This window comes from Streptococcus mitis, assembly GCF_047465045.1.
GTDB classification, from domain to species: Bacteria; Bacillota; Bacilli; order Lactobacillales; family Streptococcaceae; genus Streptococcus; species Streptococcus mitis_DT.
On the sequence record NZ_JASHAR010000022.1, the window covers coordinates 16,894 to 32,534 of the forward strand.

Genomic DNA, 15,641 nt, shown 5'->3' on the forward strand with positions numbered 1-15,641 from the left:
TAACTAGCTCAAAAGCACCAACTAAATCACTGGAATATAACCTAAAGCAATGCTTCCTGCTCCTAGGTGTGTTCCAATGACACTACCAAATGTAGCAAGTGAAATATCTGTACCCACTCCAGATTCAAGTAAGTGCTGACGCAATTCTTCAGCCTTTTCAGGAGCATTTCCGTGAATGACAATGATACGGTATTTGCCTGAAGCTGTGGCTTCCTTGATAATCTCAATTAAACGCTTGGCTGCTTTCTTTTCAGTACGAACTTTTTCGTACACTTCAATCACACCTTGATCATTGAAATAGAGGATTGGCTTAATGCTTAGCAGATTGCCCAAAATCGCAGCTCCATTTGAAAGGCGTCCCCCTTTAACCAAATGGTCCAAGTCATCCACCATGATGAAAGCAGATGTATGACTAATCTGAATAGCTAGCTTATCCTGAATGATAGCAAAATCATCGCCCTGGTCTCGCCAGTTAAAGACACTTTCAACCATGATACCCAAAGGAGCACTTGTAATCAAAGTGTCTGGGAAGGCAATGGTTAAGCCCTCATAGTCATCGACCATGTACTGGATATTTTGGTAAAAACCTGAAATTCCAGAAGATAGGAAAAGCCCCAAAGCATGTGTATAACCTTGTTCTTTGAGCGAAGTTAGAATCTCATCTAACTTGGCAATACTTGGTTGACTGGTCTTAGGCAATTCAGAAGCCTGAGCCATTTTTTGGTAAAATTCCTCAGCAGTCAGATTAATACCTTCGACATACTCCTCACCATCAATATTGACAGGAATATCCAAGACATATAAATCTTCTCTTTGCAAGGCCTCTGCACTGAGATAGGCAGAGGAATCTGTGATAACAGCTAATTTCATATTAGAACTCCAAATTGATTCCTGGTAAGTCTAATGCAATTTCAGTTACTTCGTAAGTCAAACGGTTGAGCATGTTCAAACATGGACGAGCCAAGGTTTCCACTTCTTCTTGGTTCAATTCACTTGGTTCGTTAACAATACGACCATCGATATGGTTCACCTGTGAAATGGTTCCACTGATAACAAATTTGTCAAAGACAATCATAAAACTTAAGACAACCACTAAAGAAGTCACTTGATTTTCTTGGTCATGTTGGAGTAATTGGAAGTTCACATCCACCTTAGTTTCAGGAGCTCCATTTTCATTTTCCCATTCAAAATTACGCGCATCAAAATGATACTGACTAACAAATTCTTGTTCACGTTTAAGATTCATGTCTTTCTCCCTTGGCTACAATATTATAAGCTATTGTACCATAATTTTTTATTTTCATCTAGTTTTCTAGGATTTAGTCAATCCCGATTTCAGCTCGAACTACGTCTGCGATGGTATCAACATAGTAGTCCACTTCTTCTGTTGTAGGCGCTTCTGCCATAACACGCAAGAGGGGCTCTGTTCCACTTGGGCGTACTAGGATACGGCCATTCCCTGCCATTTCTTCTTCCATCTTCTCGATGATAGCCTTAATAGCTGGCACTTCCATAGCCTTTTCCTTCATGGCATTTTCCACTCGGATATTGACTAATTTTTGTGGATAGATGGTTACTTCTACTGCCAACTCTGACAAACTCTTACCAGTTTCCTTCATGATTTTAGTCAATTGGACAGCAGATAATTGGCCATCACCTGTTGTATTGTAATCCATCAAGATGACGTGACCAGACTGTTCACCACCAAGGTTGTAGCCTGATTTTCGCATTTCTTCAACAACGTAACGATCGCCAACTGCAGTGACTGCCTTGTTAATACCTTCACGGTCCAAGGCCTTGTGGAAACCAAGGTTGGACATAACAGTTGTCACGATTGTATTTTGAGCCAATTGTCCTTTTTCAGAAAGATATTTCCCGATGATGTACATAATCTTGTCACCATCAACGATATCACCATTTTCATCAACAGCAATCAAGCGGTCACTATCTCCGTCAAAGGCCAAACCAATAGCTGAGCCGCTTTCTTTGACCACTTCTTGAAGGGTTTCTGGGTGGGTTGAACCAACATTAAGGTTGATGTTAAGACCATCTGGTGTTTCCCCGATAACCGTTAATTGAGCACCAAGGTCTGCAAAGATTTGACGGGCACTTGTAGAAGCTGCACCATTGGCTGTATCCAAGGCAACCTTCATTCCATCAAGAGGAGTTCCAGTTGAAACAAGATATCCTTCATACTTACGCAAACCTTCTGGATAATCTACCAAGGTTCCCAAGCCTTCAGCACTTGGACGAGGAAGAGTGTCTTCCGCAGCATCTAGCAAGGCTTCAATTTCTGCTTCTTTTTCATCATCTAGTTTGAAACCATCACCACCAAAGAACTTAATCCCATTATCAAGGGCTGGGTTGTGGCTAGCAGAAATCATGACACCTGCACTGGCTCCCTCAGTTTTTACCAAGTAAGCTACTGCTGGTGTTGCAAGGACACCAAGTTTGTAGACGTGAATCCCTACAGAGAGGAGACCTGCCACCAAGGCAGATTCTAGCATTTCCCCAGAAATACGTGTGTCACGTCCTACAAAAACTTTCGGCGCTTCCGTTTCATGTTGGCTAAGAACATAGCCTCCAAAACGTCCTAGTTTAAAGGCCAATTCTGGCGTTAATTCTACATTAGCTTCTCCACGGACTCCATCAGTCCCAAAATATTTACCCATTTTTATAAAATCCTTTTTCTATTTTTAATTCGTTTTTGAACTAGTTGCTTTCGTTGACGAAGACGTCTCCGACGAACTACTTGTAGTTGAATTTGATGTGCTTGAACTTGGTGCTACTGGTTTTGTAGTCACCTTCATTGTTGTGTCGAACGGAGTAATAACTGCCGGTAAGACAACACCATTGCGATCGATTGCCTGCAAAGGTACTGAACCACTGTAATTACCGGTTATGCGTTCGCTGGTTGGTAAAAGCGCAATAATACGATCGATTTTAGCTAATGTTTCTTGGTCAGTTGTGACAGAAACTCGTTCGTTTGACACGGTTACACTATCAATTTGTAGCTTGGAATCAATCTGGCTTTGGTCAACTTGTGGCACAACAATCATCCCATCTCGCTTAACCTTCTTCCCAACTTTCACTGTAATCTTTTGAGGCGTTGCCACAGCGGTCAATCCGCTTGGAAGATTTTCAATATTCAAGGGAACTTCAATCGTTCCAACACTGGCATCCGTCAAATCCGCTGTGACCTTAAACTTACGAGTGCTCTCCTGCATTTCGCTGGCCAAGGTCACACGATTAGCTCCGGTTAATATCACTGAAACTTCTGATGCAAATCCACTAATGAAATACTGGTCATTATCATAGTGAATATCGATAGGAACGTTCGTTATCGTATTGGTGTAGGTTTCTGATTTGACCTGCCTTGCGGTATTGCTATTTTGAAAGTTGGTTGACGTTGCATAAATGAATAAGACACAAGCAAAAAAGAGAGATGAAATGATATATAGACTATTTTTTCTCATATTTCCAACCTCCTAGCAAACGGTCCTTGAAACTGACTTTTTCCTCAACAGCTGGCAAAAGAATTGCTCGTAGCTCTGCTTCAAATTCTTCAATCGTCAAGTCGTGCTTGAAAACACCGTTATAGGTAATAGAAATGCCTCCTGTTTCCTCTGAGACGATGAAGGTCAAGGCATCGGATACTTCTGACAAACCGATAGCCGCCCGGTGTCTGGTCCCAAATTCCTTGGAAATCCCTGTGCTTTCTGTCAAGGGAAGATAGGCAGAGGTTACTGCTATTCGATTTTCTCTGATAATCACAGCACCATCGTGTAGGGGAGTGTTGGGGATAAAGATATTAATAAGGAGTTCAGCTGAAATATTGGCATCCAAAGGAATCCCTGTCGCAATGTATTCTTGTAAGGTCCGAACTCGTTGGATGGCAACCAGAGCACCAATCTTACGAGGACTCATATATTCAACCGACTTGACAAAGGCACGAATCATTTGCTCCTCTGCACTAATTTGAGCAGTAGAAAAGAAATCTGTCGCCCTTCCCAAGCGTTCCAAACCAGTCCGAATCTCTGGAGAGAAGATAACAACCGCAGCAATAACCCCATAGGTGATAATCTGATTAATCAACCAAGAAATCGTTGTTAAATCAAGGATATTGGCCACAACCTGGGCTAATACAAAGATCACGACCCCACGCACCAAAATCATAATCTTGGTGCCAGCTATCGCTTTTGTAAAACGATATAAAATATAGGCCACAATCAAAATATCAAACACATTGATGGCAATACTCCAAGGACTAGAAAACAAGCTAGTCCAATATTGCAGATTGGATAATTGTTGAAAGTTCATCTGCTGTCTCCTCTCTGTCCAAACACGTTCCTTTCTATTATACCATTTTTCTGGCATTTTTTTCCCTATCCTACTTCATTTTAAATTAAGGAAAAATATGATAAAATAAACTGATACTCAATGAAAATCAAAGAGCAAACTAGGAAGTTAGCCGCAGGCTGTACTTGAGTACGGTAAGGCGACGCTGACGTGGTTTGAATTTGATTTTCGAAGAGTATGACTAGAAAAACAAAGGAGAAACCATGTCTCAACTCTATGATATTACCATTGTAGGTGGTGGTCCTGTCGGTCTTTTTGCAGCCTTCTATGCCCATCTACGCCAAGCCAAGGTCCAAATCATCGATTCCCTTCCTCAACTAGGTGGACAGCCAGCTATTCTCTATCCTGAAAAGGAAATCCTCGATGTTCCAGGATTCCCAAACCTGACTGGAGAAGAGTTGACTAACCGCTTGATTGAACAACTAAACGGGTTTGATACCCCTATTCATCTCAATGAAACGGTTCTTGAGATTGAAAAACAAGAAGATGGCTTTACCATTACAACCTCTAAAGGAAGTCACTTGTCTAAAACAGTTATCATCGCTATGGGTGGCGGTGCCTTCAAACCACGTCCTCTGGAACTAGAAGGCGTTGAAGGATATGAAAATATCCACTACCACGTTTCCAACATCCAGCAATATGCTGGTAAGAAAGTGACGATTCTTGGTGGGGGAGACTCAGCTGTGGATTGGGCTTTGGCTTTTGAAAAAATTGCACCAACTACCCTTGTTCACCGCAGAGATAATTTTCGCGCCTTGGAGCACAGTGTTCAAGCCTTACAGGAATCATCTGTGAGCATCAAGACACCATTCGTCCCTAGCCAACTCCTTGGAGATGGAAAAACGCTCGATAAACTTGAAATCACAAAAGTCAAATCTGATGAAACCGAAACGATTGACCTAGACCACCTCTTTGTCAACTATGGTTTCAAATCTTCTGTCGGTAACCTTAAAAACTGGGGTCTGGACCTCAACCGCCACAAGATTATCGTCAACAGCAAACAGGAATCCAGCCAAGCAGGTATCTATGCTATCGGTGACTGCTGCTACTACGAAGGAAAGATTGATTTGATTGCCACAGGCCTCGGAGAAGCACCAACCGCTGTTAACAACGCCATCAACTACATCGACCCTGACCAAAAAGTACAACCCAAACACTCAACAAGTTTATAAGAAAAGAACCACGAGTCCTACGATTCGTGGTTTTATAGTTCATCGGCTATAACTGGAGTTTTACTTTGTACCATTTAAAGCATTTGGATATTCTTTACTTTTCGTTTCTATAGTTTCAACTACTTTTGTAGAAAATTCTCCCTTCATCGAACTATCAATATTTTTCGAAACTTCTTTCAAACTTTCTTGAGCACTTAATAGAGAAATTTTCATATATTTTTCTGTATCTTTTTCTATAGTGGAAATACGAGCTTTTTTTGCTGGAGCCAAGATGTTTTTTATAAATGATCGTTCCAACTCTTTTTCAATATTTCTTAGTGCCTCCTCTCCTCCCGCGAAAAAATCATTAATATAATCAAATACATTCGCCATTACTTTTTACCTCGTTCTTCTAAGCGCCGTTGCTGTTCCTGGGCTCTGGCAAGCCCATCTTCTAAAAGACGGTATTGTCGTTTGTATTCTTGCTCTAGCTTCATCTCTTCTTGTTCGAGTTGCCCTTGTCTATTTCGATATGCCATCTCGATTTGCTGACTAAAGTTGGATGCGAGTTGATTGGACTGATAACGCCATTCGGTTGTATCTCCACCTAACTGGTCTAAGGAATGGGAAATGATTCGATGCTTCTCATCAATCATATGCCGCAATTGTTGAAATTTATAGTTGGCTTCCTCATACTGATTTTCGATTTTTTTACAAGAACGTCGATAGTTATCCTCACATTCTTCTAAACGCTGGCGCTTTTTCCAGATGTCATCCTGAATCATAACAAACTCTCCCACTGGCTAAATTTACTAGCTAATTCCCTATCTTCATCTAATTTCTTCTGAATTCCGTTTTGGATTTGCTTTTCCAAGTCTGTAAAATCTTTTTCTAGTTGTTTTACCTTATCTACAACAGGATGAAATCGATTCTGAATGATACCAATAGTTGTTTCATAGTTCAAGCCTCCTTCGGAATAGGCAACCTCTGTTTCATATGAACTAAGGATAAATCCCCAAGGGACATTACTGCAAGATGCAAATACTTCACTTGCGTCTTGAATTCCTCTATTATAGATATTTTTAATAATATCCATCTCCTCTGTGACGATACGGCAAATACCCGAAGCTGCAATCTTAGCTTGCTCAGAATCCAGAAAGAGTTGTTCCCCTGCTGTATATCCATCAGAAGACAATATATTTTTAAGTGTTTTATACCCTTCCATTTTAATCAGGAAGTCGTTATATGCGACTGTACTAGTATTGGAGAGAATTTTTATTTTCCCATTCTTATCCAAGCGATAACCATAGGTCATATGCTGATTTACAAAATCCTCTTGTTCACTATCTACATAATAAACCATACCTACAGACCCGATACTGCCCTTGGCAGGATCTCTTCCAACCATGCTAATCTTATCTTTAGGGTCAGCATAGTTGTAGATACGTCCTTTAATCTGATCAACAATTTTCCTCTGTTCAGGGCTAAGGATTCGATAGATATCAGGCCCGTTGTAGATATAAGCCTGTTGGATTCGTTCGATTTGGGACGCTTCAAGGGCAGCCATGGCATACTGAGCATCCATAGATCCAAGTGAATGCCCATAGATATTAATCTTGGCATTAGGATATTTTTCCATGATATCTTTTAAAGCTCTGGCAGAAGCCTTTAGCTGCTCGGTAGAATTGTCTCGGTCGCTGGGATTGCTTTGCATTACAATTCTCTTGGCTATAACTGCATCATTTTCAGCCCAGTCATTCCAGACATCTGGTGCTTCATTCAAAATATGATCTGGACCCGTAGAACCACGAAAGAGAACCGTTACTTCCTGTACATCCTCAGCTTTTTCATTGGGATTTTTTACAACCGCATAAACCTGCTCGCCCGCTCCTGTAGTATTGTTGTAAACTTGGGTGACAGTGCCAAGTTCTATTTCATATTGGTCATATAAAGTTCTTCTCTCACCCATATTATCCTGATACTCTGCCATTGCGGTTTGAAGGTTATCTTCTTTAACATAATTTTGTGTCATTCATTATTCCCTTTCAAAAGTTTGGATAATCTTGGTGAAGTAGAATAATATGCTGAATGGTATGAGCCATCTTTGTTTTCAATCAAATTATAATTTATATTTAATTCATTATCTTTGTTGATAACCACTGAAACCATTAATCCCCCCATTGGGTTATAACTTAAGCTACTTTCATCAATCTCATAATTCTTTATAATTCCTTCATCGGTGAATGCTTTGGGGTCTTTTGATTTCATAAAATGTTCATAAACCTTTTTCGCCTCATCGCTTGTTGCGATGGCAATCATTTCCTGTTTCTTTTGGTATTGGTGCATGCTACATCCTCCTACTGTTATTCCAATTACAGCTAAAATACTGAATAAAATAATCATGCTTTTTTTTGTTTTTTTCATAGTGCCTCCTTTACGCTATCCTATCAATGAATTAGGGACTAACTTACTCATAGTATAGCATAACTTTCCTGTACCTTATCAGCTTCTTCATCAGAATTTTCTACAACTGCATAAACCTGCTCGCCCGCTCCTGTAGTATTGTTGTAGACTTGGGTGACATAACCTACATTTTGATTATACTGAGTATTAACCTCATATTTATTTTCTTTCATGTTAGATTGGTACTCTGTCATTGCTATCTGAAGATGAGGCTCGTCAATATATTTTTCCAGCATAATTATCACTCCTCTTTTTTATAATATTTATCACGAGTCTGCCAAAATTTAGGTGTACTTCCATAAAATGCTGAAGTATAATTTCCGTCAGACTTTTCAATCAAATTATAATCCACAAGCATTTCATTATCATCATTGATTATTAAAGAAACCATCAGCCCACCCATTGGATTATAACTTAATGAATCTTGTTTCACTTGATAAGAATGTACGAATCCTTTGTCAGTAAAAGCATGTGGATCTTCTTTCTTTAAATATTCTTCATAAACCTTTTTCGCCTCATCACTTGTCGCGATGGCTATCATTTCCTGTTTCTTTTGGTATTGGTGCATGCTACATCCTCCTATTGAAATTCCAATTACTGCTAAAATACTGAATAAAATAATCATACTTTTTTTAGATGTTTTCATGTTTCCTCCTTTACGCTATCCTATCAATAAATTAGAAATGAACTTACTCATAGTATAGCATAACTTTCCTCTACATCCTCAGCATTTTCATTAGGATTTTTTACAACCGCATAAACCTGCTCGCCCGCTCCTGTAGTATTGTTGTAGACTTGGGTGACAGTGCCAAGTTGATCTCCTCTTTGAGTTTTCACAACATGATCTAAATCCATTTCAGAGTCATACTCTGTCATTGCTATTTGAAGATTTTTATCATTTACATAGTCCTTAATCATTTTTTCCTTCTTCCAAAATCCTGCTTAGGTCACCAGTATATCCATAGTATGCAGTACTATAGGTACCATCTCCATTATCTATTAAGTTAAAATTCATCCTAAGATCTTTTTTCCCGTTCAAAAATAAACGTACCATTAAACCTCCCATTGGATTATAGGAAAGTTTTTCTTTATCAATTTCATAACTCTTAATGATACCGTCTTCGGTCAGTGCTTTGGGATCTTCTTTCTTTAAATATTCTTCATAAACCTTTCTAGCCTCGTCACTTGTCGCGATGGCTATCATTTCTTGTTTCTTTTGGTATTGGTGCATGCTACATCCTCCTACTGCGATTCCAATGACTGCTAAAATACTGAATAAAATAATCATACTTTTTTTAGTTTTTTTCATGGTGTCTCCTTTAACCTGACCGTGTAACTCATCTATAGTATACCATAGATTATAAAGTGGACTTTCATTAAAATATTTCTCACATATTTATTTTATAACTTCAAGAAAATAACCACGAGTCCTACGATTCGTGGTTTTATAGTTCATCGGCTATCTTATTGATTTTTCTGAGTCTGTGGTTGACACCACTTTTTGTAAGGGAAGTGCTGAGACTATCTGCTAACTGCTGGATAGAGTAGTCTGGGTGCTGAATCCGCAATTGCGCTACCTCCTGCAAATCCACTGGCAGGTTTTCTAAGCCCATGATATCTTTGATTTTACTGATATTGTTGATAGTCTTCATGCTGGCAGAAACTGTCCGAGCAATATTGGCTGTTTCTGCATTATTGGCTCGATTGAGGTCATTACGGGTTTCTCGCAAAATCTTAACCCGCTCAAAATCATCACGCGCCTGCATAGCTCCGATGACAATCAAGAAGTCCATAATATCTTCGGCACGCTGGAGATAGGTCACCGCCCCCTTCTTGCGCTCAAGCACCTTGGCATCCAGCAAAAACTGCTGGAGAAGAGAGGCAATCCCTTGCGCGTGGTCCAGATAAACAGAACTGATTTCCAACTGGTACTTGCCTGACTCAGGGTCACGAATGCTTCCATTTGCCAAGAAAGCGCCACAAAGATAAGCACGACCTGCTTCCTCATCTGATAAAATCTCCTCATCAATACCTGTTTCCAGGCCAAAGAAGGAGTCTGCCAAGTGCAAATCACTTAACAAGTCCTGCACCTTTTCATCTGTAAAAACGGTATAGACTCGATTCTTGCGAAGATTGCTCCGTTGGTGGTGGCGAATTTCCGATTTGATTTCATAAAAATGGAGAAAGGACTCATAGAGGTGACGAGCCAGCTTGGCATTTTCTGTCACGACAGACAAGGTTAGGCCCGAGGTCGAGAGACCGATGCTACCAGACATCTTGATAATGGCAGACAGTTCATGTCGGCTTAGATGGTGCTGACCCAGAATTTCTTCTTTTACTGCTACTGTGAAACTCATTTTCTCACCTGTATAATGCGCATCAACTCATCCACGATCAAATCTCCATCGTGGAAGGCACCTCCATTTTCCAGACGAAGGAAGTTAGATGAAATCACGCGCGGAACTTGCTTACAAAGACCAGCAAAATCATGTTCCACCTGCACCAAATATTCATCAAACCGGTTGGAATTCATGTATTCCTGAGGCACTTTTTCGATATTCACCAAGACAGTGTCGATAAAAGGTCGGCCAAGGTGACCATGCAAGACCTCCACGTGATCACTATCTGTAAAGTGTTCCGTCTCCCCACGTTGGGTCATGATATTGCAGACATAGGCGATTTCTGCCTTGGTTTTCAAAAGAGCCTGCCCGATTTCCTTAATCACGATATTGGGCAAAATCGAGGTAAATAGGGAACCAGGTCCGAGGACAATCATGTCACTTTCAAGAATAGTCTGCACTACTCGACGGCTAGCCAGAGGCGTATCATCATTGAGGGTATTGGTCACATAGACATGGTCAATCATGCCTGGATGGTCTGCAATATGGCTCTCTCCAGCTACTTCTGTCCCATCCTGGAAAACTGCGTGCAGGGTCAAAGGATGGTCACTGGAAGGATAAATCTTCCCAGTTGTATGGAAAAATTTGCTCAATAACTGCATGGCATTATAGGTCGAACCCTGCATCTCTGACAGACCTGCAATAATGAGATTGCCCAATGGATGACCAGCAAAGGCTCCAGCATCCTCAGAAAAGCGGTATTGAAAGACCTTTTCATAAAACTTAGGCATATCCGACATGGCCACAAGGACATTACGAAGATCACCTGGCGGTGTCAATTGCTGCATATTTTTTCGGAGTTCACCCGATGAACCACCATCATCCGCCACCGTTACGATAGCAGCGATTTCCACATCTTTTTCACGTAGACTTTTAAGAATGACGGGGATCCCAGTCCCTCCTCCAATCACCGTTATCTTTGGTTTTCTCATGAACGGTTTACCGTTTCCTTTCTTCGGTCTTTGTCGCGATGCCCTTCATTAACAGGCCAATTCTTAGATAAGTCTTGCGCCAAGCGTTTGGCAAAGGCCACACTACGGTGTTGTCCACCCGTACAACCCATGGCGATAGTCAAAACGGACTTCCCTTCCTTTTGGTAACTTGGCAAAATCGGCTCAATCAAGGCTAACAAATGCTGATAAAAATCTTCTGACTCAGGATGATTCATGACATAATCATAAACTGGTTCATCTACACCCGTTTGATTACGCAGTTCTGGTAGATAATATGGATTTGGCAAAAAGCGCACATCAAAGACTAAATCTGCATCAATCGGGATTCCATATTTAAAGCCGAAAGACATGACCTCGATACGGAAAGACTGGGTTTGTTCTTGATCCGAAAACTGCTCTGCAATGGTTTTACGCAGTTCACGAGGAGTAAGTTCTGTCGTATCCACCACATTTTGGCTCATGTTTTTCAGTGGTGCTAAGAGTTCACGTTCCAGCTTAATTCCATCTAAAATCCGTCCATCTGCTGCTAATGGGTGACTCCGTCTGGTTTCCTTGTAACGAGCGACCAATTCCTTATCGGCTGCATCCAAAAAGAGAATTTTGAAATCCAAATCATCTTGATTTTCCAACTCATCCAAGACAGCTTGAATTTCTGAAAAGAAAGAACGGCTACGCATATCTACTACCAAGGCCAACTTATGGTCGTCTTCCTTTGTTTCCACCAACTGCAAAAACTTAGGCAAAAGAGCTGGTGGCATATTATCAATAGTAAAATAACCTAAATCCTCGAAGGACTGAATGGCAACTGTTTTCCCTGCACCACTCATCCCTGTCACAATCACCAAGTGAAGTTGTTTCTTTGTCATCTTTTTCTCCTTATATCAAAAGAAGTTTGGCAACACCAAACTTCAACTAGCTTATCCAATCTCTGCGATGACTTCAATTTCGACTTTTACATCACGAGGAAGACGAGCTACCTCCACAGCTGAACGAGCTGGAAATTCCTCTTTAAAGGCCGTTTGGTAAACCTCGTTAAAAGGAACAAAGTCGTTCATATCGCTCAAGAAGCAAGTTGTTTTGACAACATGGTCAAAATCTGTTCCTGCTTCAGCCAAAATAGCACCGATGTTTTTCAAGACTTGTTCTGTCTGTTCTTGGATCGTTTCTCCAACGATTTCCCCAGTTTCAGGAGATAGGGGCACTTGACCGCTAGCAAACAAAAGGTTGCCAACGATTTTTCCTTGAACATAGGGTCCGATAGCCTTTGGGGCCTTATCTGTATGAATTGTTTTTGCCATTTTCTTTTCCTCACAATTTTTCTAAGATTGCATCCCAAGCCTCATCCATCCCTGCCTTGTTGACAGATGAAAAGAGGATAAAGTCGTCACTTGGGTCAAAGTTTAATTTCTTTTTGATTGCTGATTCATGCTTGTTCCATTTACCACGAGGAATCTTGTCTGCTTTAGTCGCAACGATAATAACTGGAATCTCATAGTACTTGAGAAATTCGTACATCTGCACATCATCTGCTGACGGGTCATGACGAAGGTCAACTAGACTGACTACCGCACGGAGATTTTCCCGAGTCGTTAAGTACTCCTCAATCATGCGCCCCCACTTTTCACGTTCCTTTTTAGAAACACGGGCATAGCCATAACCAGGCACATCCACAAAGCGCATCTTGTCATCAATGTTAAAGAAGTTGAGAAGCTGGGTTTTACCAGGTTTACCTGATGTTCGGGCTAGATTCTTACGGTTCAGCATGGTGTTGATAAAGCTAGACTTGCCAACATTTGAACGCCCTGCAAGAGCGATTTCTGGCAGTTCATCCTGCGGATAGTGGGACTTATTGGCCGCACTGAGCAAGATTTCAGCATTATGTGTATTAAGTTCCATAGTCACCTCTAGGCTGTTTCTAGGATTGGTTTATCCGTTCCATCGACAGCTTCTTTCGTGATGCGAACCAATTTCACATTTTCCTGACTCGGTACTTCAAACATGACATCTAGCATGGTTTCTTCGATAATCGAGCGAAGACCACGCGCACCCGTTTTGCGTTCAATGGCCTTATTGGCAATCTCTTGAAGGGCTTCGTCGTCAAATTCCAACTCGACATCATCATAAGATAGCAAGGTTTGGTACTGTTTGACCAAGGCATTTCTTGGCTCTTTCAAAATACGAACCAAGTCATCAACAGTCAATTGCTCAAGAGCTGCAAAGACTGGCAAGCGTCCAATCAACTCAGGGATAATACCAAATTTTTGAATATCTTCTGCGATAATTTCTTGCATGTAAGAGCTGTTTTCGTCAATCGCCTTATTGTTTTGACCAAATCCGATGACTTTTTCACCCAGACGTTGTTTGACGATTTCTTCAATACCATCAAAGGCACCACCCACGATGAAGAGGATATTTTTAGTATCCACTTGAATCATCTCTTGTTGTGGATGTTTACGTCCACCTTGAGGCGGCACGCTTGCAACTGTTCCCTCGATAATCTTGAGAAGGGCTTGTTGCACCCCTTCACCAGAAACATCACGTGTGATAGACACGTTCTCGCTCTTCTTAGCAATCTTGTCAATTTCATCCACGTAGATAATGCCACGCTCTGCACGTTCAATGTTAAAGTCAGCAGCCTGCAAGAGTTTGAGGAGGATATTTTCCACATCCTCACCTACATAACCAGCCTCCGTAAGAGCTGTCGCATCCGCAATTGCAAAAGGTACATTCAAGCTCTTAGCCAAGGTCTGAGCAAGGAAAGTTTTCCCCGAACCAGTTGGGCCAATCATCAAGATGTTTGACTTCTGCAAATCCACATCTTCTGACTCTTCACGCGTATCGTGGAAATTGATGCGTTTGTAATGGTTGTAAACAGCTACTGCCAAGGCACGCTTGGCACGATCTTGACCGATTACATAGTGGTTCAAGATATGGAGAAGTTCGATTGGTTTTGGAACTTCTGACAAGTCTGCCAAGACTTCCTCAGCCAACTCCTCACGAATGATTTCCTGGGCTAACTCCACACATTCATTACAGATAAAGGCGTTGTTCCCAGCGATTATTTTTTGTACTTCTTCTTGGCTTTTGCCACAAAATGAGCAATAAACCATCATATCATTATTCCTAGTTGTAGGCATGATTTCCTTCCGTTCTATTCTATACTGTCATTCTATCTAAAATAAGGTCATGTAAAAAGCATGGATACTGTTGACCAAATTGGTAAAGGCATTTAACCAGAGCAGGACAGAAAGTCCATAGCGCTTTTTACGAAAAGCCTGTGCCCCAGCAAGCAAACATACCAAACACAGCATGGCTGTGAAAAAACCAAATATACTACGTTCCATTAGACTTCCTTTCTCTTGCGGTATTGGATGGTAAAATCATAAGGATTTTTCTCATCTTTGGCGTAGGATTTGCTTGAAACAGTCTCAAAAAGAGACAAATCAAACTCCTCAGGGAAATAGGTATCTCCCTCCACCCGAGCATGAATTTGAGTGACAATCACTTCGTCAAGGTAGGGTTCAAAAGCCTGAAAAATTTGCTTGCCACCGATAATATAGAGATTCTTGTCTTGACCCTGATACCAGTCCAAGACAGACTGGACATCATGAAAAGTAGCAACTCCGTCTATCTTTTCTTCCGAATTACGTGTCAAAATCAAGGTTTCTCGTTTTGGAAGCAGACGACGTCCCATTCCATCAAAGGTCACACGCCCCATCAAGATAGCATGATTCAGAGTTGTTTCTTTGAAGTGTTGCAATTCTGCTGGCAAATACCAAGGCAAACGATTGTCCTTCCCAATCACACCCTCTTCATCCTGGGCCCAAATAGCTACGATTTTCTTAGTCATGCTTCCATCCTTTTTACTGATAGTACTATTTTATCAAAAAACTCAAAAAAAGACTGGTTTGGAATGCGTTCAGTTTGATAGAAAAGAAGAGGCTGGGACAATAGTCCCTTATTTCCAAAAAAACAACGGATTTGCCGTTGCTTTTTTGCATGGTTACGATAGTCTCGGTAAAATAGAATTGTTTAATAAACCATTCAGAAAGGCTATCCCATGCATATTCACTATAACACAAATCAAACAACTTTACCACTAGAAATCAGTTCTTTCTTGCCACAGGACCATCTCGTCTTTACTATTGAAAAAGTGGTAAATACCTTGGAGGATTGTCACTTCCATGCCTTCTATCATGCCTTTGCTCGTCCGTCTTATCACCCTAAAATGCTTATAGCTACTCTTCTATTTGCCTATTCACAAGGGATTTTCTCTGGTCGAAAAATTGAAAAAATGATGATTGAAAATCTCGCTA

23 protein-coding genes are annotated in these 15,641 nt (G+C 40.9%); 2 read left to right on the plus strand and 21 right to left on the minus strand.

What is annotated here, in order from left to right; translation table 11 throughout:
• Positions 1 to 21: 21 nt before the first annotated feature.
• The 5 genes from QM409_RS09655 to cdaA form a co-directional block, all read right to left on the minus strand.
• Positions 22 to 870 carry a DegV family protein gene (locus QM409_RS09655; RefSeq protein WP_125454996.1) on the minus strand — a complete coding sequence of 283 codons (849 nt, stop codon included), beginning with the start codon at positions 868 to 870 and terminating at the stop codon, positions 22 to 24.
• Position 871: 1 nt separating this feature from the next.
• Positions 872 to 1,246 carry a DUF1149 family protein gene (locus tag QM409_RS09660; protein ID WP_060627763.1) on the minus strand — a complete coding sequence of 125 codons (375 nt, stop codon included), beginning with the start codon at positions 1,244 to 1,246 and terminating at the stop codon, positions 872 to 874.
• Between the two features lie 73 nt (positions 1,247 to 1,319).
• Positions 1,320 to 2,672, minus strand: coding sequence for a phosphoglucosamine mutase (glmM, locus tag QM409_RS09665; protein WP_153209661.1), 1,353 nt, complete (start codon positions 2,670 to 2,672; stop codon positions 1,320 to 1,322).
• A 24-nt stretch (positions 2,673 to 2,696) separates the two neighbouring features.
• Entirely contained in the window at positions 2,697 to 3,476 is a 780-nt protein-coding gene (locus QM409_RS09670; RefSeq protein ID WP_001230940.1) for a YbbR-like domain-containing protein, read from the minus strand.
• Positions 3,463 to 4,320, minus strand: a complete 858-nt coding sequence (cdaA, locus tag QM409_RS09675) for a diadenylate cyclase CdaA (protein ID WP_125448153.1) — start codon at positions 4,318 to 4,320, stop codon at positions 3,463 to 3,465. Before cdaA ends, QM409_RS09670 begins: the two co-directional genes overlap by 14 nt.
• A 242-nt stretch (positions 4,321 to 4,562) precedes the next feature.
• Here cdaA and QM409_RS09680 point away from each other — a divergent pair, with 242 nt between their 5' ends.
• Entirely contained in the window at positions 4,563 to 5,531 is a 969-nt protein-coding gene (locus tag QM409_RS09680) for an NAD(P)/FAD-dependent oxidoreductase (protein WP_061864394.1), read from the plus strand.
• A 60-nt stretch (positions 5,532 to 5,591) separates the two neighbouring features.
• On the opposite strand, the gene QM409_RS09685 is transcribed toward QM409_RS09680, so the two are convergent.
• The 16 genes from QM409_RS09685 to QM409_RS09760 form a co-directional block, all read right to left on the minus strand.
• Complete coding sequence (locus tag QM409_RS09685) at positions 5,592 to 5,903, minus strand: hypothetical protein (protein WP_061864395.1); 312 nt, start codon at positions 5,901 to 5,903, stop codon at positions 5,592 to 5,594.
• On the minus strand, positions 5,903 to 6,310 hold the full coding sequence (locus QM409_RS09690; RefSeq protein WP_042750795.1) for a hypothetical protein: 408 nt from the start codon (positions 6,308 to 6,310) through the stop codon (positions 5,903 to 5,905). The genes QM409_RS09685 and QM409_RS09690 overlap by 1 nt, the downstream gene beginning before the upstream one ends.
• Positions 6,292 to 7,542 (minus strand): Mbeg1-like protein, encoded by a 1,251-nt coding sequence (locus tag QM409_RS09695; protein ID WP_061864396.1) that lies wholly within the window; start codon positions 7,540 to 7,542, stop codon positions 6,292 to 6,294. The genes QM409_RS09690 and QM409_RS09695 overlap by 19 nt, the downstream gene beginning before the upstream one ends.
• The gene (locus QM409_RS09700) at positions 7,539 to 7,934 is read right to left on the minus strand and encodes a DUF1310 family protein (protein ID WP_153209664.1); all 396 of its coding nucleotides are present in this window, start codon (positions 7,932 to 7,934) and stop codon (positions 7,539 to 7,541) included. The genes QM409_RS09695 and QM409_RS09700 overlap by 4 nt, the downstream gene beginning before the upstream one ends.
• Before the next feature lie 47 nt (positions 7,935 to 7,981).
• Positions 7,982 to 8,209: a hypothetical protein gene (locus tag QM409_RS09705; protein ID WP_061864397.1), complete on the minus strand. Its 228-nt coding sequence runs from the start codon at positions 8,207 to 8,209 to the stop codon at positions 7,982 to 7,984.
• A gap of 5 nt (positions 8,210 to 8,214) precedes the next feature.
• On the minus strand, positions 8,215 to 8,619 hold the full coding sequence (locus QM409_RS09710; protein WP_153209665.1) for a DUF1310 family protein: 405 nt from the start codon (positions 8,617 to 8,619) through the stop codon (positions 8,215 to 8,217).
• Positions 8,620 to 8,666: 47 nt separating this feature from the next.
• Positions 8,667 to 8,891, minus strand: coding sequence for a hypothetical protein (locus QM409_RS09715; protein ID WP_061864398.1), 225 nt, complete (start codon positions 8,889 to 8,891; stop codon positions 8,667 to 8,669).
• Entirely contained in the window at positions 8,884 to 9,282 is a 399-nt protein-coding gene (locus QM409_RS09720; protein ID WP_153209666.1) for a DUF1310 family protein, read from the minus strand. Before QM409_RS09720 ends, QM409_RS09715 begins: the two co-directional genes overlap by 8 nt.
• Before the next feature lie 136 nt (positions 9,283 to 9,418).
• On the minus strand, positions 9,419 to 10,330 hold the full coding sequence (gene whiA / locus QM409_RS09725) for a DNA-binding protein WhiA (protein WP_049487137.1): 912 nt from the start codon (positions 10,328 to 10,330) through the stop codon (positions 9,419 to 9,421).
• Positions 10,327 to 11,304 carry a YvcK family protein gene (locus tag QM409_RS09730; RefSeq protein WP_414305626.1) on the minus strand — a complete coding sequence of 326 codons (978 nt, stop codon included), beginning with the start codon at positions 11,302 to 11,304 and terminating at the stop codon, positions 10,327 to 10,329. The genes whiA and QM409_RS09730 overlap by 4 nt, the downstream gene beginning before the upstream one ends.
• A complete protein-coding gene (gene rapZ / locus QM409_RS09735; protein ID WP_000163058.1) occupies positions 11,301 to 12,191 on the minus strand; it encodes an RNase adapter RapZ in 891 nt (296 codons plus the stop codon). Before rapZ ends, QM409_RS09730 begins: the two co-directional genes overlap by 4 nt.
• 51 nt (positions 12,192 to 12,242) lie before the next feature.
• Positions 12,243 to 12,623, minus strand: coding sequence for a RidA family protein (locus tag QM409_RS09740; RefSeq protein WP_001140420.1), 381 nt, complete (start codon positions 12,621 to 12,623; stop codon positions 12,243 to 12,245).
• A gap of 10 nt (positions 12,624 to 12,633) precedes the next feature.
• A complete protein-coding gene (gene yihA, locus QM409_RS09745; protein ID WP_000422604.1) occupies positions 12,634 to 13,221 on the minus strand; it encodes a ribosome biogenesis GTP-binding protein YihA/YsxC in 588 nt (195 codons plus the stop codon).
• Positions 13,222 to 13,229: 8 nt separating this feature from the next.
• Positions 13,230 to 14,462 carry an ATP-dependent Clp protease ATP-binding subunit ClpX gene (gene clpX, locus QM409_RS09750; RefSeq protein WP_025169664.1) on the minus strand — a complete coding sequence of 411 codons (1,233 nt, stop codon included), beginning with the start codon at positions 14,460 to 14,462 and terminating at the stop codon, positions 13,230 to 13,232.
• Between the two features lie 36 nt (positions 14,463 to 14,498).
• On the minus strand, positions 14,499 to 14,669 hold the full coding sequence (locus QM409_RS09755; RefSeq protein ID WP_000442260.1) for a hypothetical protein: 171 nt from the start codon (positions 14,667 to 14,669) through the stop codon (positions 14,499 to 14,501).
• A complete protein-coding gene (locus QM409_RS09760) occupies positions 14,669 to 15,175 on the minus strand; it encodes a dihydrofolate reductase (protein ID WP_049544335.1) in 507 nt (168 codons plus the stop codon). Before QM409_RS09760 ends, QM409_RS09755 begins: the two co-directional genes overlap by 1 nt.
• Positions 15,176 to 15,385: 210 nt before the next feature.
• On the opposite strand from QM409_RS09760, the gene QM409_RS09765 reads away from it, so the two are divergent.
• A partial coding sequence (locus QM409_RS09765; RefSeq protein ID WP_414310503.1) for a transposase occupies positions 15,386 to 15,641 on the plus strand: 256 nt, incomplete at its 3' end.